Annotated in this window: 21 protein-coding genes and 2 riboswitches; of the genes, 6 read left to right on the top strand and 15 right to left on the bottom strand. The window is 70.0% G+C overall.

What is annotated here, in order from left to right; all coding sequences use genetic code 11:
• Window positions 1-79: 79 nt before the first annotated feature.
• Entirely contained in the window at window positions 80-583 is a 504-nt protein-coding gene (locus ADK57_RS36670) for a hypothetical protein (RefSeq protein ID WP_053753997.1), read from the top strand.
• A 186-nt stretch (window positions 584-769) separates the two neighbouring features.
• Here the strand turns inward: ADK57_RS36670 and ADK57_RS36675 are convergent, their stop codons facing one another.
• Window positions 770-1,516 carry a CbtA family protein gene (locus tag ADK57_RS36675; protein ID WP_053753998.1) on the bottom strand — a complete coding sequence of 249 codons (747 nt, stop codon included), beginning with the start codon at window positions 1,514-1,516 and terminating at the stop codon, window positions 770-772.
• Between the two features lie 14 nt (window positions 1,517-1,530).
• The gene (locus ADK57_RS36680) at window positions 1,531-1,749 is read right to left on the bottom strand and encodes a CbtB domain-containing protein (RefSeq protein WP_053753999.1); all 219 of its coding nucleotides are present in this window, start codon (window positions 1,747-1,749) and stop codon (window positions 1,531-1,533) included.
• A 62-nt stretch (window positions 1,750-1,811) separates the two neighbouring features.
• Window positions 1,812-1,887, bottom strand: a riboswitch (cobalamin riboswitch).
• A 103-nt stretch (window positions 1,888-1,990) separates the two neighbouring features.
• Here ADK57_RS36680 and ADK57_RS36685 point away from each other — a divergent pair.
• Complete coding sequence (locus ADK57_RS36685; protein WP_053754000.1) at window positions 1,991-2,563, top strand: histidine phosphatase family protein; 573 nt, start codon at window positions 1,991-1,993, stop codon at window positions 2,561-2,563.
• 220 nt (window positions 2,564-2,783) lie between these two features.
• Here the strand turns inward: ADK57_RS36685 and ADK57_RS36690 are convergent, their stop codons facing one another.
• The 3 genes from ADK57_RS36690 to ADK57_RS36700 form a co-directional block, all read right to left on the bottom strand.
• Window positions 2,784-3,212 (bottom strand): hypothetical protein, encoded by a 429-nt coding sequence (locus tag ADK57_RS36690; RefSeq protein ID WP_053754001.1) that lies wholly within the window; start codon window positions 3,210-3,212, stop codon window positions 2,784-2,786.
• Between the two features lie 117 nt (window positions 3,213-3,329).
• A complete protein-coding gene (locus ADK57_RS36695; protein WP_053754002.1) occupies window positions 3,330-4,523 on the bottom strand; it encodes a globin domain-containing protein in 1,194 nt (397 codons plus the stop codon).
• Window positions 4,524-4,619: 96 nt separating this feature from the next.
• Window positions 4,620-5,060 carry an RrF2 family transcriptional regulator gene (locus ADK57_RS36700; protein ID WP_053754003.1) on the bottom strand — a complete coding sequence of 147 codons (441 nt, stop codon included), beginning with the start codon at window positions 5,058-5,060 and terminating at the stop codon, window positions 4,620-4,622.
• A gap of 147 nt (window positions 5,061-5,207) precedes the next feature.
• Between ADK57_RS36700 and ADK57_RS36705 the strand changes: the two genes are divergently transcribed.
• On the top strand, window positions 5,208-5,651 hold the full coding sequence (locus ADK57_RS36705) for a cupin domain-containing protein (protein ID WP_053754004.1): 444 nt from the start codon (window positions 5,208-5,210) through the stop codon (window positions 5,649-5,651).
• Between the two features lie 89 nt (window positions 5,652-5,740).
• Here ADK57_RS36705 and ADK57_RS50230 read toward each other — a convergent pair whose 3' ends face one another.
• Window positions 5,741-5,902 carry a hypothetical protein gene (locus tag ADK57_RS50230; protein WP_159050212.1) on the bottom strand — a complete coding sequence of 54 codons (162 nt, stop codon included), beginning with the start codon at window positions 5,900-5,902 and terminating at the stop codon, window positions 5,741-5,743.
• On the opposite strand from ADK57_RS50230, the gene ADK57_RS36710 reads away from it, so the two are divergent.
• Complete coding sequence (locus ADK57_RS36710; RefSeq protein ID WP_053754005.1) at window positions 5,901-6,623, top strand: VOC family protein; 723 nt, start codon at window positions 5,901-5,903, stop codon at window positions 6,621-6,623. The two genes, ADK57_RS50230 and ADK57_RS36710, sit on opposite strands and share 2 nt — an antisense overlap.
• Window positions 6,624-6,787: 164 nt before the next feature.
• On the opposite strand, the gene ADK57_RS36715 is transcribed toward ADK57_RS36710, so the two are convergent.
• Both ADK57_RS36715 and ADK57_RS36720 read right to left on the bottom strand, forming a co-directional pair.
• Window positions 6,788-7,684 carry an RNA polymerase sigma-70 factor gene (locus ADK57_RS36715; protein ID WP_053754006.1) on the bottom strand — a complete coding sequence of 299 codons (897 nt, stop codon included), beginning with the start codon at window positions 7,682-7,684 and terminating at the stop codon, window positions 6,788-6,790.
• A 331-nt stretch (window positions 7,685-8,015) separates the two neighbouring features.
• Window positions 8,016-9,221: an NAD(P)/FAD-dependent oxidoreductase gene (locus tag ADK57_RS36720; protein WP_053754007.1), complete on the bottom strand. Its 1,206-nt coding sequence runs from the start codon at window positions 9,219-9,221 to the stop codon at window positions 8,016-8,018.
• A gap of 216 nt (window positions 9,222-9,437) precedes the next feature.
• Here ADK57_RS36720 and ADK57_RS36725 point away from each other — a divergent pair, with 216 nt between their 5' ends.
• Window positions 9,438-10,106, top strand: coding sequence for a shikimate kinase (locus ADK57_RS36725; protein WP_053754008.1), 669 nt, complete (start codon window positions 9,438-9,440; stop codon window positions 10,104-10,106).
• 176 nt (window positions 10,107-10,282) lie between these two features.
• On the opposite strand, the gene ADK57_RS36730 is transcribed toward ADK57_RS36725, so the two are convergent.
• From ADK57_RS36730 to ADK57_RS36760, 7 genes are all read right to left on the bottom strand, one after another.
• Entirely contained in the window at window positions 10,283-10,699 is a 417-nt protein-coding gene (locus ADK57_RS36730) for an NUDIX domain-containing protein (protein ID WP_053754009.1), read from the bottom strand.
• Window positions 10,699-11,502 (bottom strand): dihydropteroate synthase, encoded by an 804-nt coding sequence (folP, locus tag ADK57_RS36735; RefSeq protein WP_063786068.1) that lies wholly within the window; start codon window positions 11,500-11,502, stop codon window positions 10,699-10,701. The genes ADK57_RS36730 and folP overlap by 1 nt, the downstream gene beginning before the upstream one ends.
• Before the next feature lie 66 nt (window positions 11,503-11,568).
• A riboswitch (ZMP/ZTP riboswitch) is annotated at window positions 11,569-11,660 on the bottom strand.
• 306 nt (window positions 11,661-11,966) lie between these two features.
• A complete protein-coding gene (locus ADK57_RS36740; protein ID WP_053754011.1) occupies window positions 11,967-12,833 on the bottom strand; it encodes a dioxygenase in 867 nt (288 codons plus the stop codon).
• The gene (locus ADK57_RS36745) at window positions 12,830-13,933 is read right to left on the bottom strand and encodes a maleylacetate reductase (protein WP_053754012.1); all 1,104 of its coding nucleotides are present in this window, start codon (window positions 13,931-13,933) and stop codon (window positions 12,830-12,832) included. Before ADK57_RS36745 ends, ADK57_RS36740 begins: the two co-directional genes overlap by 4 nt.
• Window positions 13,930-15,222, bottom strand: a complete 1,293-nt coding sequence (locus ADK57_RS36750; RefSeq protein ID WP_053754013.1) for an MFS transporter — start codon at window positions 15,220-15,222, stop codon at window positions 13,930-13,932. Before ADK57_RS36750 ends, ADK57_RS36745 begins: the two co-directional genes overlap by 4 nt.
• Complete coding sequence (locus tag ADK57_RS36755; protein ID WP_053754014.1) at window positions 15,219-16,769, bottom strand: bifunctional 3-(3-hydroxy-phenyl)propionate/3-hydroxycinnamic acid hydroxylase; 1,551 nt, start codon at window positions 16,767-16,769, stop codon at window positions 15,219-15,221. Before ADK57_RS36755 ends, ADK57_RS36750 begins: the two co-directional genes overlap by 4 nt.
• A gap of 16 nt (window positions 16,770-16,785) precedes the next feature.
• A complete protein-coding gene (locus tag ADK57_RS36760; RefSeq protein WP_053754015.1) occupies window positions 16,786-17,772 on the bottom strand; it encodes an amidohydrolase family protein in 987 nt (328 codons plus the stop codon).
• 325 nt (window positions 17,773-18,097) lie between these two features.
• Here ADK57_RS36760 and ADK57_RS36765 point away from each other — a divergent pair, with 325 nt between their 5' ends.
• Window positions 18,098-18,880: an IclR family transcriptional regulator gene (locus ADK57_RS36765; protein ID WP_053754016.1), complete on the top strand. Its 783-nt coding sequence runs from the start codon at window positions 18,098-18,100 to the stop codon at window positions 18,878-18,880.
• Window position 18,881 lies beyond the last annotated feature (1 nt).

Genomic DNA, 18,881 nt, shown 5'->3' on the forward strand with positions numbered 1-18,881 from the left:
GTTCACCCGTACCCCTTGTCAGTCGTACGCCTGGCCGCCCAACGCGGGCAGGCACCTTGCACCGGATACGGAGAGGCACGTGCCACAGCAGCCGCAGCGAGGTCGCACCGGTCGGACCCTGCCCGCAGCCCGCCTGATACGCGGCGCCACGCTCGCCGCGAGCGTGGCCCTGCTGCCCTTGGTCACCGCCTGCAGCGGCGGTGAGGAAGACGTTTCGGCTCCCGGCGATCCGTCGACGATCTCCGCCGCCCCCGCGGCCGGTGTCGTGGCACCGGCGAAGGTCGAGGTGATCGCCAACCTGACTGGCTGCAAGCCCAAGATCCGTATCGACGCGGACGAACTGCGCCAGGGCCTCTGCCACACGGAGAAGGTCGACTACCTCATCACCACCTTCCCGGCGGAGGAGTACAAACAGTCCTGGCTGGACTCCGCCGCCGGCTACGGGGGCAAGTACCTGGTCGGCTCGCGCTGGATCGTCAGCGCGAAGGAGCCAGAGATGCTGGAGCAGTTCCGCACCAAGCTCGGCGGGACGATTCAGCAACTGCGGGGCATAGGCCCGAGCCCCGCCCCGAGCGCGCCGTAACAGCCGTCAGATCACCTTCCTGTGACCGAAGTTCACAAGGTCACCGTCTTCAAGACCAAGACCAAGACATGACCAAGACCATCGAGCGCCACCGGCCGACCGGCACCGTATGCAGGTAAGGCAAGCAGAAACGGCGGGGTCCACCGGGCGCGCCCCCGGTAGACCCCGCCGTGTTTGTCTGTCGGCTCAGAGGGCCAGTGTGGAGATCCGGCCCCGTGCGGGCTGTGGTTCCAGGACGCGTTCGGACAGGAAGCCGAAGAGCAGCCCGAACGCCGCCCACAGCACGGCCTGGACGCCGATCGAGGCGAGGCGGAACTCCCAAAGGGCGGTCGCCGGGAAGCCCTTGGGGGTGTTGTCCCCGTTCGGCAGGACGACCATCGCGACCGCGATGGCCGCGACGAAGGCGACGCCGGCGGCGATGGAGGCGTTCCAGTTGCCCCAGGCCGGGGCGAGCCTGCGGCCCAGCAGGATGGCCGCGATGCCCAGCAGCACACTCAGAGCGATCATCAGGACGAACAGGATGGTCCGTTTGCCGATGGTGTCCGGGTTGCCGACGGCGGGCGGGTTCGCCGGGTACTTGAGGATCGGTACGAGATAGGCCAGGAGGAACCCGGCGAGCGCGGTGAGGCCGGCCGTCGCCCGCGCGCCGAACCGGCCGATCCGCCCGAGTGCGAAACAGAACGCGAGTGCCGCGACCCCGCCGATGGCGATGCCGAAGACGAGGACTCCGGTGGCGAGTCCGGCCGTCGACTGGAGTGAGCGGCTGACGAGTTCCTCGCCGCCGTGTTCATGGGAGTTGGTCTCTTCGAACGCGATGGCCGCGTCGACGGGGCCTTCCCCGACCAGGTAGGCGAAGACGAAGGCGAGCACGCCGGCGGCGACGCCGGCGAGCATGCCGCGCACCAGCAGGGTGCGTACGGTGACGGAGTTCATGGATGAGGAGCCCGTCAGTGGCAGGGGAAGCCGAGAAGGTGGCGGGCGTCGTGCACCCACTCGTGCACGCCCTCACCGGAGACGAGTGCGGTGGCGCCCTGTTCGGCGCCGACGAAGTACAGCAGGACCAGCATCAGGACACCGAAGAAGACGGCCCAGGGGGCGATCGTCCGCAGCGGCAGCGGCGTGAGGGTCTGGGTGGTGGGGGTGGGGGCGGCAGTGGACTGCGCCATGGCGAGACCTCCTCGGGAACATCGCGTCCCGCATCGTGTGGAGCACTCGACGACAGCGTTGGGTCTGACTCACCACCCTCGCCTGGCTGGAGGGGTGGCACACAGTGGCGCGACCGTGCCGGGCTTGCACCGGCTTCCGTGGCGCCGTCGTCCTTGTCGTCCCAGATGGTAGGGGTAATACGAACTTCGGCCAACATGGCGTACCCCACTACGATGAACCGACCTCGGGGGAAGGGCCTTCATGACCGTACGACTCACGCTGCTGTGTGCCGCCGCCACGGTGGAACGCGATGCGCGCTTCGGCGCGGACACGCCCCTGGACGAGCGGGCGCTGCGGGAGGCGCGGGCCGTCGCCGGAGCCCTGCCTGCGGCGGCCGCAGCGTGGTACACGGCGCCGTCACAGCGGTGCCGGCAGACGGCGCAGGCCCTGGGACGGGACGCCGTCGTCGTGGAACCGGCGCTGCGGGACATGGACATGGGCGGCTGGCGGGGCCGGACACTCGGAGAGGTGGCGGCCGACGGCGGTGCCGGGCCGGCTGCCTGGATGTCGGATCCGGAAGCGGCCCCGCACGGCGGCGAGTCCGTGGCGGACGTATGCCACCGGATCGCGGGCTGGCTGGTCGCGCTGCCGGCGGATACCGGACGGGCGGTGGCCGTGGTCGAGCAGGCCGTGGCGCGCGCTGCGGTGGTGCATGCGCTGGGAGCGCCGCAGCGGTCGTTCTGGCGTATCGACGTTCCGCCGCTGTCCGCCTTCCAGCTCACCGGCCGGGACGCGCGCTGGAATCTGCGGATGGGTACCGTCTCCACCGCGTAGGCCGACGGTGCCGGTCGTCCGGGGGAGAGACCTCTGGACCCGTTGGACCCGTTGGTTGCGGGTCGCTCGGGAAGAGCCAAAGGGCCGCTGTACGGGCCGAACCCGCCCTGATGGGGCTGCCGTTCGAGCCGGAGGACGAATCGGCAGAGTGAGCGGTTCTCGCCCGCCGGGACGGCACCGCCGTTCCTCCTCGTCACCTCATGGGCCGCGATGGCGTCGTTCAGGCGGCCAGGGTGGCGGTGCCCAGCGCGACCAGCGTGACCAACTTGACCGACTCGCAGGCGACGTAGGCCAGGTGGGCGCGGGAGCGCGGGACGTCCTCTCCCGCCAGGACCCGGTCGGAGCGGCGGTTCAGGACGGGTCGGACCGCGGCGATCTGCACCGCCAGCAGCGCGACGGCGAAGACCGTCAGGACCAGGACCGCCATGGGGGGACCGCCGGCGGCGACCGCCACGACCACCACGACGGCCAGGACCGCCTCGGCGCGGTTGAGTGCGCGGAAGACGAGGCGGCCGATGCCGAGTCCGAGCCGGACACTCACGCCGGGCGCCCGGAACTTCAGCGGTGCTTCCAGGAAGGAGATGGCCAGCACCATCCCGAGCCAGACGAAGACGGCCGCGGCGGCCACGGCCGCCGAAGTGGCGTTCATACGAGGTGCACCGCTTTCTCGTGCGATCGTTTCCGGTTGCTGCGGAGAAGGCGGTCTCCGTTCATGCGGGCGGTGGCCGCGTCCGCAGGTCCGGTCCTGCCGCCTTGGGGATCGGCTCTACTGGCCCAGCCAGAGGTCCGGGCCGAAGACCTCGTAGTGGATGCTCTCGGCGGGCACGCCGTGCCGCAGCAGGTCGCCGCGCACCGCCCGCATGAACGGCAGCGGCCCGCACAGGTAGGCGGTCAGATCCGCCGGGAGTTGCAGGCTGCTCACGTCGGCTTGGCCGGCCGCCGCCTCCGTTGCCTGGTCGCCGGGCACCTCGTACCACAGGTGGTGCCGGGCGTTCGGCAGTGCCCGCACCAGGTCGAGCTGCTCCGCGCGGTGCGCGTGGTCGGCGGGGGAGCGGTCGGCGTGGACGGCGATGACAGGGCGGTTGGAGCCGGTGGAGGCCAGGTGGTCGAGCATGGCCAGCATGGGCGTGTTGCCGATCCCCGCGGACGCCAGCAGGAGCGGGCCGTTGCCCTCGGGCAGGACCAGATCGCCGAACGGCGCCGACACGGTGAGCGCGTCGCCCGGCTGTGCGTGGTCGTGGAGCCACGTCGAGACCTCGCCGTCCGGCCTCGCCATGTCGTGGACGCGCTTGACGCTGATGCGCCAATTCCGCCGGCCGGGGGCGGAGGAGAGGCTGTACTGGCGGATCTGCCGGGCGCCGTCAGGCAGTTCGACCTGGACACTGACGTACTGGCCCGGCCGGAAGGAGGCAGTCGGCTGCCCGTCGGTGGGCCGCAGGAGGAAGGAGACGACATCGGGCGTCTCCTGGTGCCGCTCGGCAATCTGCATGCGTTGCCAGACCTCGCCCTCCGTGGCGCCCGCCTCCTGGTAGAGGCGTGTTTCGACGGCGATCAGCGCGTTGGCCATGAGCCAGTAGACCTCGTCCCAGGCCGCGGCGACCTCGTCGGTGACCGCGTCGCCGAGTACCTCGGCTATCGCGGCGAAGAGGTGGCGGTGGACGATCTTGTACTGGTCGGAGGTGATGCCGAGTGAGGCGTGTTTGTGCGCGATCCGCGCGAGCATCGCGTCGGGGCGGGCGTCCGGCTTCTCCAACAGCAGACCCGCGAACGCGGCGATGGAGCCGGCCAGTGCTTTCTGCTGATCTCCGTTGGCCTGGTTGCCGCGGTTGAACAGGTCCCGCAGCAGCTCGGGGTGGGCCGCGAACATCTTCCGGTAGAACAGTCCGGTGATGTCCCCGATGGCGGCTCCGACCGCCGGAAGGGTGGCCCGGACGACAGGGACGGACTGCTCGGAAAGCATGGGGGCTCCTAATAGGTAAGTGATCTTCGTGTTTTTAGGCGCGTGTGTCCGTGCCCCATGGGTCTCCAGGGCCGGGGTGCGTGCCAGGGGGTTGGGTTACTGCGGGGGAGGGCCGCTCAATGCGATCAGTACCGGCCCGGTGGGCGAGGTGACGAGGTCGGCCACGGTCAGCGGGTCGAGCGTGGCGTAGAACGCCTCCTGGGCGTCGCGCAGGGCGCGCCGCAGGCGGCAGGCCCCGCGCAGGGGGCACGGTGGGTCGTCGCAGGAGACGACCTCGCCCTCACCCTCGAGTTCACGCACCAGCCAGCCCACCGAGGCTTGCCGGCCGAGGCCGGTCAGGGCGAGACCGCCGCCGCGGCCACGCCGGGCCTCGACCACGCCCAGGTGCTGCAGGCGCGTGATCGCCTTCGCCGCGTGTGTATGCCGCACGTCCATGGCTTCGGCCACCTCGCGGGTGGTGAGCACCTCGTCGGCGGCGCAGACTGCCAGTCGCATGACGGAGCGCAGTGCCAGGTCGGTGAACTTTGTCAGTCGCACAACCCGGACGTTATCAAATACGAATGCTAGATTCCTATTTGAAGCGTGGGCGTGACCGTGTGGAGTGCGTCACGGGCCGGTGGCTTCCGGCGTTCTCCCGACACAGGGCCGGCCCATGCCGACGATGGACAAGGCAAGGCGTATCGGATGGTGGCAGTGGTGACTTTGGCAGACGGCGACTCCTCGAACCCGGCCGACGGGGCGCCGGTGCCTCGGATTCTGTTCGACACCGGAGCGCTGGAGGAACTGGGCCCGGCATCGACGGGCGCGGTGTGGAGGCTGTCGGAGCCCGGCCGGCAGATCGACGCCAATATTGTCCGGATCCCGTCCGGGCAGCGCGTCGAAACTCACGCCGAGCCGGACCTGGACGTGCTCCTGCTGGTCGTGGCCGGCGACGGCACCCTGGTCACCCCTGCGGAGCCGTACCCTCTGGGCGAAGGCAGCCTCGTCTGGCTGCCCCACGGCTCCACCCGCGGCCTTGAGGCGGGCAAGCAGGGCATGTCGTACCTGACCGTTCACCGGCGCCGCCCCGGCATGCGGATCCAGCCCGCCGAAAGCCGGGATCGAGGGCCCGACCGACCGCGGCCCTGAACCGCGATGTGGGGCGGGTTCCCAAACGCACCTCCTGTCGGCCGTGACCGGACTGCCGTTGGCCGTCGGCCTTTCTGCCGCGGACGTCTCTACGACGGCCGGGTCTCGAAGTTGGTGATGGCCGACTTGGTCTGGCTGCCGCCGAATACTCGGGTGCGGGCGACGCAGGCTCGCCCGTAGGCTTCCGCCCGGGGAGCCGAGGCGCCCTGTCGGCAGCGGTCGGTCAGCGGATCGGAGATGCGCAGAGTCATGGCTTGTCAACTGTTCGCGCTCTGCTTCGATGCGAGCGAGCCGCTGCGTCTCGCACGGTTCTGGTCGGGGGTCCTGGGTTGGGAGATGGTCGACGATCCGCGCGACGGCGTCGTGCTCCTGCCCCGTGACGACACCGGGTTCCGCATCCGTTTCCGTCCGTCCCAGGAGCGGAAGGTCGGTCAGAACAGGATGCACTTCGATCTGACGAGTACATCCCTTGAGGACCAGCAGCAGACGGTGGACAGGTCGCTGGGACTCGGTGCACGGCACATCGACATCGGCCAACGCCCGGAGGAGGATCATGTAGTGCTCGCCGACCCCGAAGGCAACGAGTTCTGCGTCATCGAGCCGGGCAACGACTTCCTCGCCGACTGCGGATTCATCGGGGCGCTGGCCTGCGACGGTTCGCAGGAAGTCGGGTACTTCTGGAGCGAAACGCTGGGGTGGCCCTTGGTCTGGGATCAGGACCAGGAGACCGCGATCCGCTCGCCGCACGGCGGCCCGAAGATCACGTGGGGTGGTCCACCGCTGATGCCGAAGGCAGGCAGGAACCGGCTGCATTTCGACCTGGCTCCGCCTGTCGACGGTGATCGGCAGACAGAGGCCGACCGTCTGCTCTCCCTCGGGGCGACTCGAATCGAAACCGGCCAGGGCGAGGCCGGCCGGCTGGAGATGGCCGATCCCGACGGCAACGAGTTCTGTGTGTTGACACCGCGGTAGGACACCACGGTGGGCCGGCAGGATCCTGCGGGGCGCGCAGAGCGTGTCCTGCAGCCGGAAGTCCCTACGCCGGACGCAAGGGCTGCAGAGCCCCCCGCCGGGGCTCTTCGGGGGTGACGTCAGATGCGGTGCCCGGTCGGCCGCAACTGTTGCGCCACCGGTATTCATCGCAGGGTGAGCGGGGTCTCGGATTCGACGTGGGTCAGCTTCTGCGGGTTGCGGACGTAGTAGAGGCCGGTGATGCGGGCGTCCTCGACGCGGATCGCCATGATGCCGTCGAGCTCGCCGTCCAGGCGTACGACGAGAGCCGCGGTGCCGTTGACCACGGTGGGGTCACAGGTGATCGTGCCTCCGGTCTTACCCACGCCGCCGAGGTAGAAGCGGACCACCTTCTCGGCGCCGATGATCGGCCGCAGCGCAGCCCGCTTGACTCCGCCGCCGTCGCTCACCAGGACGACCTCCGGGGCGAGCACGTCGAGGAGGTCCTGCGGGTTGCCGGTTTCGAGCGCGCGCCGGAACGACTCCACAGCCGCCCGTGTCTCGCTCGGGGAGACCATCTTGCGAGGGCGGCGGGCGTCGACGTGCCGGCGGGCGCGGTGCGCGATCTGGCGGACGGCCGCGGGGCTCTTGTCGACGGCCTCGGCGATCTCGTCGTAGCTGACATCGAAAACCTCGCGCAGCACGAACACCGCCCGCTCGGTCGGTGAGAGTCTCTCGAGGACGAGCATCATCGCCATCGACACACTCTCGGCGAGCTCGACATCCTCGGCCACGTCCGGCGCGGTGAGCATCGGCTCGGGCAGCCACTGGCCGACGTACGCCTCCCTGCGGCGCTTCATGGTGCGCAGCCGGTTGAGCGACTGCCGGGTCGTGATCCGGACCAGGTAGGCGCGCTCGTCACTCACCTGCCCCAAGTCGACCTTGGCCCATCGCAGCCAGGTCTCCTGGAGGACGTCTTCGGCGTCGGCCGCCGATCCGAGCATCTCGTATGCGACGGTGAAGAGCAGGTTGCGGTGGGCGACGAAAGTCTCGGTCGCCGGGTCAGTGGCGTGGTCGCTCATGCCTCGAGCCCTCTCCTTCGCGGCCGGCCCTGGATGCCGACGGCCTTCAATCGTGCATCCACTGCACGGTCCTTGTCGTTGGCAGCCGTTGGATGTGACCCACCTGTTCGCGGCGGTTCGATGTGCCCCGACCGCTCGCGGCGGTCGAGAGTGGGACAGCGGTCGAGGGGCACCACCCGGCGTACGGCTGTGACACGCCACGTTGACGACGATCCGTTGCCCAAGGAGCCGCTGACGAACGCGCGTCCAGCGGCGCCCCGCGATAGGGGCGTCGCCGCACGACATGCGCTGCGGATGCCTGGGGTCGACCGGATCGACCACGAGTGCCCGGCTAGGCCGCCCGTTCAGCGGTGGCCGGCGCCTCGCCGCGCTTGACCTGCAGCAGCTGCCGGCGCTTGGCACCTCCCGAGACGCGGTGCAAGCGGTACGAACCGGGCTCTTGGGCCTCGCCGGCCAGATGCTTGACGATGCCACTGCACACGAACTCCTTGACCATCGCGCCAGAGCGACCGGCGATGTGGAACCACAGCGCGACGTCGTGCCTGTGGGCGAACTGGAAGATGCCGGCGCGTCGGCCCAGGCTGATGCACTGGCCGGCGAACACCTGGTTGAGAGCCGAGGGCTGCTCGCCCGCGATCCGGCTGAGCACCGTGTCGGCGGCCCGCGCGCCCAGAGGCATCGCGGCCTGGCAGCTCATCCGCAGCGGCAGGTCCGACGGTGCCGCCGAGTCGCCGGCCGCGACGATGCGCACGTCGTCCACGCTGGTCAACGTCTCGTCCGTGAGCAGGCGGCCCAGGGCGTCGGTGCTCAGCCCGCTGCGCACGGCCAGGTCCGGCACGCCGAATCCGGTGGTCCAGATGGTCACCTTGCCCGGCAGCCTGCGACCGTCACTGAGCTGCACGGCATCGCGGGTCACAGCCGTCACCTTCGTGTCGGGACCGTCGAGCACGCTCACACCGAGCTTGGCCAGCCGCTTGGCGACCGAGCGGCGGCCCCGAGGGTGCAGGTACGGGCCGAGCACCCCTCCGCAGACCAGGGTCACGGTACGGCCCGCCTCCGCCAGCTCGGCGGCGGTCTCGATGCCGGCCGGGCCGGCTCCGACAACCGTCACCGGGGCCGTTGCGGGCGCGGCGTCGAGGACCGGCCGTAGCCGCCCCGCCTCCTCGAAGGTGGCAATCGGGTAGGCGAACTCCGCCGCTCCGGGCACACTCGGGTCGGCGCTGCCACTGCCCACCGCGTAGATCAGATAGTCGTAGCCGACCGTGCCGCCCGACGCCAACGTCACGCGGCGCCCGGCCGCGTCGATCCGTGCCACGGTGTCGACCACCAGTCGGACGCGCTCACCCAGGACCTCTCGGTAGTCGACGACCGCGTCGTCGGACCCGCCCACCAGTTGGTGCAGGCGGACCCGCTCGACGAAGGTCCGGCGCGGGTTGATCAGCGTCACTGTCACATCGGCGTGCTGTGTCAGGCGATTGGCCGCCATGACGCCGGCGTATCCGCCGCCGATCACGACCACATCGGTGTGCTCCGTCATGATGTCTCCTCCGCTTCAAGGGGGTTCGCTCTCAAGACACCGCGTGACCGATCGCTGTGACAGGGTGTGAGGCGGATCACTCCGCAGGCGCGGGCTCGGTCGAGAAACGGGTGGCGGAGTGTCCACTTGCGCCGAGGCCGAGCTCGCCCGGATCGATCAGCGAACCGACGAACCACAATGAGGTTCGCCTTGGTCGTTCCATGGGATCGGAGAGGGATGCATTCCGGACAGTACGAAGAGGCGGCCGACGCCGCAGAGCTTCCGGCACGGCTGCGGCACGTTTACTGGATGGGTGGCGGGAGTGGTGCAGGCAAGTCGACCATCGCCCGCCGACTCGCCGACCGCTACGGGTGGCGCCTCTACGCGACCGACGATGTGATGCGGGATCACGCTGGGCGGACAACCCCCGAACGGGCCCCCCTTCTGCATGAGTTCATCGCCATGAACATGGACGAGCGTTGGCTGAACCGGTCTCCGGAAGTCATGCTGGAGACCTTCCATTGGTTTCGAGGTGAGGGCTTCGGCCTGATCGTGGAAGACCTCCTTCGCCTGCCGCAGGAGCCGTGCGTCATCGTTGAGGGGTTCCGGCTGCTGCCGCGCCTCGTGAAGCCTCTCCTTGCTGCTCCTGAGCGCGCCGTCTGGCTTCTTCCCACACCCGATTTCCGCCAGGCCGCCATCCGGAGCCGGTCGGTACCGGCGGAGAGGTTCGTACGCAAGACCAGCGATCCGGCAAAGGCCGGCCGCAACATCGCCGAACGCGACCACATGTTCACAAGACGCCTCAAGGTGGAAACCGAGCGTCTCCAACTGCGCGCCATCCGGGTCGACACCACGATGACGGAAGACGATCTCGCTGAGCAGGTGACCACGGCGTTCCGGCTCTGACGTCGGCCGGCACAGCAAACTGCACATGTTGGTGCGGAGAATCCGAAACTCTGACGACCTGGGCCGCAATCACTCTCATGACCCGCAGACTCATCCGTCGCCCAGAAAGGCCAAGCACTCGGAGACGGGCGGCCTGACATCGACGGCCCCCGGTCTCCGAGGGCAGGGGCTGCCTGTCACGGCAGTCGATCGCAGTCCCTCAAGCGTGCCGGAAGCACGCCGTCGAAGAACACCCGGTCGGCCGCGAAGACAGGATGAAGCCGGGAGAACTCCTGTGCGGTGACCCACCGTACGTCGCTCACCTCCCCCTCCTGCATGACGACCTCGCCTTCTTCCGCCTCGGCAAGCCACCAGTGCAGACGGAACATGCCGTCCTCGGTCTGCGACTCCCACACCTTGGCTACGGGTGAGACCCGCAGACCCACTTCCTCGCGAACTTCCCGCAGCAACGACTCCTCCTGCGTCTCACCGGGTTCCAGCTTGCCGCTGAGCGGGGCCCAGTAACCCGGCAGCCGGGCCATCGGACCCCGCTGGATGACCAGCACCCGCTCGCCCCTTCGCACCACCGCGACGATCGCTTCCCGCTGCTCCATCACACACCTGCCTTCGCTGCTTCGAGGGCTTTGAAGACGGTGAGCGCATCGCGGATGGCGGCGACATCATGAGTGCGGATGTAGTCCGCGCCGTTCAGAGCGGCGTACAACTCCGCCGCGAGGCTTGCCGGACCGATCCCCGCAAGGTCGGTCTTGGTGAGTGCCCGAAGGAACGACTTGCGGGAGGGCGACACCAGGACCGGCACCTGGAACCTGACCTTCAGTTGCCCGAGGCACGCCAGGGCCCTGAGTGACGGTTCCGGACCCGCCCCCAGGAAGTAGCCCAACCCCGGATCGATGACCAGCCGCTCCCGGCCGACGCCGGCCGCTTCCAGCACGGCCAGGCGCTCGTCGAAGAACTCCTCGATGCCCTTCCACACCACAGCGGGATCAGTCGTCACCTTGGTGGCCGGTCCAGCGCGCTGCACGGAGTGCATGACGACGAGCCGACAGGCGGAGAGGGCCAACTCCTCGTACTGGGCGGGGTCGGAAAAACCCTGGATGTCGTTGACGTATGCGGCCCCCTGGGCAGCGGCGAAACGCTGAGTCTCCGGCAGATACGAGTCGACCGACACCGGCACGCCGTCGGCCACGAGCCGATCAACGACACCGGTCAGCCGCCGTATCTCCTCCGCAGCGGTCACCTGCTGCGCTCCCGGGTGGCTTGCCGCGGGGCCCAGTTCAATGATGTCGGCCCCAGCCGACCGCAGTTGCCGGGCGTGTGCCAGCGCGTCCTCGGCGTCCAGAAACCTGCCGCCGTCCGAGAACGAGTCCGCGGTGACATTGACGATCCCGACCAGCAAAGGCCGATCGGTGTCTGCGAGTGAGGAGTTGAGGTGCCGAACCACAGGGTGCCTCCCAGGTTGCTCCCAAGAAGCCCAGGCGCGCGGCACACGTCGATGCGACGAGGCCGCTCCCCGATGGTTACGCCCATCTCGACACGCCAGTCACGGCCCGCCACGACCTTATCCGAGCACATCTCTGAATACGTGTGACATTCGCGACCTCGTGCGATCGGTCAAGGCGGTGAGGGATCGCAACGTTCCACGTATCACCCCATCCGCGTCGGCCTTTTCACGTCGGCAAGACGTCTCCAGCCGGCGAGGTTGCGTAGGGGGTGGCAGGAGCGGGGTTTCGGGCTGTTCGCGGTCGAGTTCAGGGGACGGGCGAGTTTGCCGGGTGGGTCATCGATCATCAGCCCACCCAACCCTTTTCCCCGCTCCCTAGCCCCGTTGCCAGGGGATGCCGGACGCGGCCGAGGCAGGTCCTACTCCTTCCCGAGGACGATGTCGAAGGTCGCGGCGGTCCACGGGCCCTCCAGCCGGCGGCTGTCCGGCGTCGGCGTTCCGGCCTCGTGACGGTCGAAGGGGCGGATCAGGGACTCCTTCACGCCGAAGACGGAGTCGGCGTCCAGGCAGGGGTCGCCTGCGACGAAGATGTGGGTGATCAGACGCCGGAAACCTGGTGCCGTCACCATGAAGTGCAGGTGTGGGGCGCGCATCGGAGAACGGCCGGCGTGGCCCAGGAGCCGGCCGACGGGACCGTCGTCCGGTATCGGGTACGGCGTGGGGGTGAGTCCCCAGAAGCGGAAGCGGCCCTCGGCGTCGGTGAACAGGTGCGCACGCCCGGCGAGGGTGCCGTCGTCGTACTGGACGTCGTACATGCCGTCCTCGTCGGCCTCCCACACCTCGACGCGGGCCCCGGCGACCGGGGTGCCGTCGGTGTCCGTGACCCGGCCGCTGACCCACGACGGCTCTCCGCTCGCGCCGCCCGCGATGTCCCCGCCGAGCTCGATCTCAGGAGAGTCCTGGACGAAGAAGGGGCCGAGGACCGTGGACTCCGTCGACTCGCCGGGGTCCGGTTCGTTGACCGCGACGGTCAGCATGGAGATGCCGAGGACGTCCGAGAGCAGGACGAACTCCTGGCGGGTGTCGGTCGTGATGTGACCGGCCGCGGTGAGGAACTCGATGGCCGTGCCCCATTCCTCCTCGGTGAGCCGGGTCTCGCGCACGAACGCGTGGGCGTGCCGTACGAGGGCCTGCATGACCTCTCGGAACCGTTCGTCCTTCGCGGTGTCGAAGCTCGCGACGACCTCGTCGGTCAGTTCCTGTTCCTGTTCGGTCGGTTCAGTCATCGGGGACGCTCCTCCGTGCGAAGGACGGTCTCAGGGACCGGCAGCGGGGTGTCGCCGCGCCATGCGCGCCCCAGCAGCTCGCGCATCTCGTCGTGGGTCACCCGGCGCGGGTTGGAGTCCGGCACCTGAGCCATGACCAGGTCGGTGGCCCGGTCGAGTTCCTCCTCGGCGAGTCCCAACTCGCGCAGCGAGCAAGGGGGTTCGAGCCTCGCGTAGAGGGCGAGCAGCGCGCCGAAGGGGTCGGTGCGTTCGTCGAGTGCTGCTGCGAGGTGGCGGGCCGCGTCGGGTGCGGAGGGCAGGTTGAGGCCGACCACGTGCGGCAGGACCACCGAGTGCAGGGCGGCGTGTTCGAGGTCGTACGCGCCCCCGAGGACGTGGCACACCTTGTGGTGCAGTCCGGAACCGGCCCCGGCGAAGGCGACGGCCCCGAGGTACGTGCCGAAGAGGATCTCACGGCGGGCCGCCACGTCCTGGCCGTCGGCGACGATGCGCGGCAGCGAGGACGCCAGCGACCGGACGCCCTCGACGGCCAGCGCGGAGCTGATCGGGTTGTGCCGCGGTGCCCACCACGCGTCGACGCAGTGGGCCAGAGCGTTGAGACCCGACGTCACCGACAGTCTCGTCGGCAGCGACAGCATCAGCGTGGCGTCGTAGACGACGACGCGGGGGAGCACCTTCGGGTCGACGCCGGTGCGCTTGTGGCCTTCCTCGGTGAGGCCCCAGACGGGGGTCGCCTCGGAGCCGGCGTACGTCGTGGGGACGGCGAGGACCGGCAGCCCGGTGGTGAGCGCGGCCGCCTTGGCGGTGCCCGTCGTCGATCCCCCGCCGACGCTCAGCAGCAGGTCGGCCGCGTGTTCGCGGGCGGCCGCCCGCACGGCCTGTGCCACGTCCGCCGGAACATGCGGCTTGACACCGGCGAAGGTCGCCACGACCGGGACGTCCTTGCAGATGTCCTCGGCCAGGGCCCGTTCCCCCTCGGCCGCGATCACCAGGACCCGGCTCGCGCAGAGTCCGGTGACCTCGGCCGCCACGTCCTGCCGGGCGGTACCGGAGCCGAAGACGACCCGCTGGCCCCAGGACTCGTAGACGACACGCGTCATGCCGTCACCGCTCGCACCCGGGGTACGGCGCCCGCCGCGAACGCCCCGATGAGCGCCGGTACGGCGAAGGCGTAGAAGGCCCACTCGACGCCGGCGCCCGAGCCGAGGACGAACGCGCCCAGCGACGGACCCGCGATCGCGCCGAACCGTCCCACCGACAGGGCCCAGGCGAGGCCGTTGCCCCGCAGGGCGTCCGGGTAGCGCGTCACGATGAACGCGTTGCCCAGGATCTGCGAGCCGATGAACCCGAACCCGCTGATGAACATGAGCACGAACATGACGGGAGTGGGCGGGCGGGTGCTCATCGCGACCAGGCTCAGGGTGCCGACCAGGAACGCGACGACCACCACGCGCTTGGGGCCCAGCGCGTCAGCGACACGGCCGCCGACGATGGCGCCGAATCCGACGCCCAGCCACATCGCCGCCGTCTGCAGCAGCGCCGAGCCCAGGGAGAAGCCCGCGGCCTGCATGATGCTGGGCAGCCAGGCGCTGATGCCGAAGACGAGCAGGAGACCGCAGAAGGACATCGCCCAGAACAGGACGGTCGACACCGCGAGCCCGCCGGTCAGCAGCGAATTGAGGCCGAGCCAGCGACCCGGGTCCGCCGTCGGGGAGGCGTCCGACGGAGCGAGGCCGAGCCGCTCCTCCACCGCCCTTGCCTCGGCCGTCCGGCCCGTGCGGCTGAGGTGGAACGGGCTCTCCGGGAGCCTGAGCACCAGCGGTATGGCCAGGAACACCGGGAGCACGCCGATGACGTACAGCCAGCGGTACGAGACGTCGGGGAGCAGCGCGGTGCCGAGCAACGGGGAGAGCAGGGCGCCGGCCGCGTAGCCGCTCATGATCAGGGTGACGTTGCGGCTGCGGCGGGCCGGCTCGCTGAGGTCTGCGACGAAGGCGTTGATCGTCGGCAGCACGACGCCCAGACCGAGGCCGACCACCAGGCGTCCGGCGCCGAAGGACGCGACACCGCCGGCGACCGTGCAGACCGCCATGCCCAGCGAGAACACCACGGTGCCGGCGAGCAGAAGCCGGCGCGGACCGGTGCGGTGGACGAAGGCGCCCGCGAAGGCCGCGCCGATCAGCATCCCGATGCCGACGAGCGAGCCGATGGTGCCGGCCTCGGCCTTGTCGATCCCGAGCGAGGGGTCGCCGAGCATGGCGGGGACGGTGACGCCGTACACGGCGAGGTCGTAGCCCTCCAGGGACGCGACGACCCAGGCGGCGATCAGCATGAACGTGGTCGCGGGTGCTCTGCGGACGTGCAGGCGTATCGCGGAAGGTGCGGTCATGGCCGGATCCTTTCTCCGACGATGGCAGGAGCCTGTACCGGCTCGACTGCGATGGCAAGTGTGTCCAGAAGTGACGGGACGTCGGACAGGACGCCCGAGGTGCCGAGGATGTAGAAGTCGGGCCGCCACAGAACGGCGGCGCGGCCGGTTTCGTCGAACCAGCGTCCGTAGACGCCGCCGACATCGGTGATCCCCTCCGTGGTGAGGCGGCGGTTCGTGAGGTGGTGAACGGCCACACCGAGCCCGGCGGCCATTTCGGTGGCCGAGGCGTCGAGCGCGGCGCCGTCGCGGCCGTCGACGAGGAGGACGAATCCACGGCCGAGCACCTCGTCGAAGAGTCCCTCGGAGCCGTGCGACTCGACCCGGCCCTGCGGCATCAGGTGCCCTGCCTGCGGGGACTCGTCGCGCAGCCCGGGGCCGAGGCCCGGGAAACGCATCTTGTCCGGGTGCCCGTTCGCCTCGCGCTGGGCGATCAGGCGGGCGTCGCGCTCGGCGGCGGCCACCGGGTCGCGCATGGTCTGTACGCGGCCGAGCTCGATGCCCTTGGCGATGATGGCCCGCACATGCGGCTCGCGTTCGCTCTGGTACGTGTCGAGGAGCGCGTCGTCGGCATCTCGCAGCACGGCGTCGAGCTTGAACGCGAGGTTCTGGGCGTCGCGGATGCCGGAGCACATGCCCTGCCCGAGGAAGGGCGGCATCTGGTGGGCCGCGTCCCCGGCGAGCAGGATGCGGCCGCTGCGCCAGCGGTCCGCGACGAGCGAGCGGAACGTGTACGTGGCGACACGGATGAGCTCGGCCTGCTCCCGGTCGACGTAGGCGGCGACCCGCGCCCACACCCGGTCGGGCTCCCGCTCGACGGGGAAGGAGTCCGCCGAGTCGAGCATGAAGCTGAACCGGTGGTGCCGGGGGCCCAGCGAGATGATCGAGATGGGCTGGCCGGGGTCACAGACCTGACGCGCCTTGGGGATGTCCGCGGCACCGGTCAGGTGGAAGTCGCAGACCATCCACGGCTCGGAGAACCCGTAGTCGTCCTGTCCGATGCCGAGCGCGCCGCGGGTGAAGCTGTTGCCGCCGTCGCAGGCCACGACGTACCGGGCCGAGACGGCCGCGTCGTCTCCTTCGACCTGGACGTCCACGCCGTGGGAAGTGCTCCGCACTCCGGTGACCTGGGCGTCCATCCGGATCTCGACGTTCTCGAGACCGCGGACCACACCGTCGAGGGCATCCTCCAGGTACGGCTGGTACATCATGTACCACTCCGCCCAGCCCTGGCCGCCGACGGCGGCGAAGTCGTGCTCGATGAGCAGCTCGCCCGCGCCGTTGCGCCACTCGTAGTTCCGCTGGACGTGCAGGGTGGGCAGCAGGCCGCCGGAGATGCCGAGGCGGTCGAACGTCCGCATCGTCTCGTCGTCGAAGATGGCGGCGCGCGGCAGGTTGTAGAGGGTGGGGTAGCGCTCCAGCACGACCACGTCGTGGCCTGCCCGGCCGAGCAGCGCCGCGGTGACCATGCCCACGGGCCCGTACCCGATGACGGCGACGTCGTACATGTGCGTTCCCTTCTGCTCAGACACCGGCGTACGCGGTCGCAGTGGTGAGGCCGAGGAGCTTCTCGGCGTTCCGGTGGCCGATCTTGAGCCGGTCGGCGTCGCTGATCGGCGCGTTCCGCAGGAACGTCGTGGCCGTCTCGATGTCCTCGAAGGGGTAGTCGGTGCCGAAGAGGATGTGGTCGGCGCCCATCGACAGCAGGGCGGTGAGCAGCGGGGCGGGGGAGCAGACGCCGCTGGTCGTGATGTAGAGGTTGTTGCGGATGTACTCCGAGGGGCGCCCGCGCTTGAGCTCGATGCCGTGGTGTGCGTGGAAGTCCCAGCGGGAGTCCATGCGCCACATCACGTACGGCAGGCCCTCTCCCATGTGGCCGAGGAGCAGCTTGGCGTTCGGGAAGTCGTCGAAGACGCCGCCGAAGATCAGACGCAGCACGTGGGTGGCGGTGTCGACTCCCCAGCTCCACATCGGTCCGACGAGTTCGGGGTGGCCCGAGAGGACGTGCGAGGTGTCGACGCCGTTGGCCGGGTGCAGATAGAGCGGTACGTCGAGGTGTTCGGCGCGCTCCCAGACGACGCGCAGGGCCGGGTCGTCCAGGTACATCCCGTGGGTGTGCGCGTTGACCAGGGCGCCGCGCAGGCCGAGCTGGGTGACCGCGCGCTCCAGCTCGTCGGCGGCGGCCTTGGGGTCCTGCAGGGGCAGTGCGCCGAAGCCGGAGAAGCGGTCGGGGTGCTCGGCGATGACGCCGGCGAGGAAATCGTTGACCGTGGCCGCCTGGCGTACGGCGGCCTCCGGGTCCTTCTCCGCCTGGATGCCGGGGGAGTTCAGCGAGAGCACCTGCATGTCCAGGCCGGCGGCGTCCATGCCGTCGAGGCGTTCCTCGGTGAGGTCGAGGAGCCGCCGGGAGGCCTCGGCCCAGGCGCTCGGCTGGGCGATGGACGCGGTCGACGCGCCGTGGCCCACCAGGTCGGGGGTGACGAAGTGTTCTTCGAGGGCGATCAGCTTCATTGCGGAGTTCTCCTCGGTGGACCTCGGGATCTCGTATGCGATCGAGGTCTCGGATGCAGTCGGGGTGCGGTGCCCGGCTCGGTGTGAGTGGCCGGTGCGGGTGAGATGCGCGGGTGTGTGCGCCGTCGGACAGGCGGCTCCCGGCGGCTGCGAAGCGGGCCGGCGGTGCGGCGGGGGCAGTCGGGGAGCGCCACCGCTGTCGCAGTTCACCAGAACGTAACGCGTTCCGCAATAGTGAATGTAAGATCTGTTTGCGACGGAGGCCGGGTCGGCCCCCTCGATAGGCTGAACGCGTTCATGTACCGGCAGGGGAGAAGGCTGCGCTGTGACCACGACTGACCCCAGGGAGAACGGGGAGCGTCAGGGCATCCAGTCCGTCGAGATGGCGATGCGGGTCCTGCTGGCGCTGGAGACCGGCGGCGGAGCGCTGAGCCTGTCGGCGATCGCGCAGGCGAGCGGGATGCAGCCCAGCAAGGTGCACCGCTACCTCGTCAGCCTCGGCCGCATCGGCCTGACATCGCAGGATCCCGCCTCGGGCCTCTACGACTTCGGGGCCGCGATGCGCCGCCTGGGCGCCGAGTCGCTGCGCCGCACCAACGAGGTGGCGGTGGCGAGCGGCCACGCGATGCAGCTGCGGGACCGCACGGGCCACTCCGTGAACCTCGCGGTCTGGGGGGACCGCGGCCCGATCGTGGTGAGCTGGGCGTACGGCACCCGCCCGCTGCCCCTGACGGTGCGCGTCGGTGCCACGCTTCCCCTGCTCACGTCATCCGTGGGCCAGGTCTTCCTGGCCCACCTGCCCGAGAGCCTCACCGACGAGGTGCTGGGCGGGGAGCTGCGCGGCAAGGAGGCCGACTGGCCGGCCGAGCGCCTGGCGGCGACCCGGGCGCAGGTCCGGGAGCAGGGGCATGTCGTGACGCACAGCGGCGTCATCCCGGGCATCATCTCGGTCGCCGCGCCCGTCTTCGCGGCGAATGATCCGCTGCCGCTCGCCGTCTCCGTCGTACTGCCCGAGAGCCTCGCCACCCCGGAGCACCTCGCCGAGGTGACCCGCGAGCTGCACAACACGGTGAGCGCGGCGTCGCACGAACTGGGGCACCTGCCGTAGT

The organism is Streptomyces sp. MMG1533 (assembly GCF_001279775.1).
Taxonomy (GTDB): Bacteria; Actinomycetota; Actinomycetes; order Streptomycetales; family Streptomycetaceae; genus Streptomyces.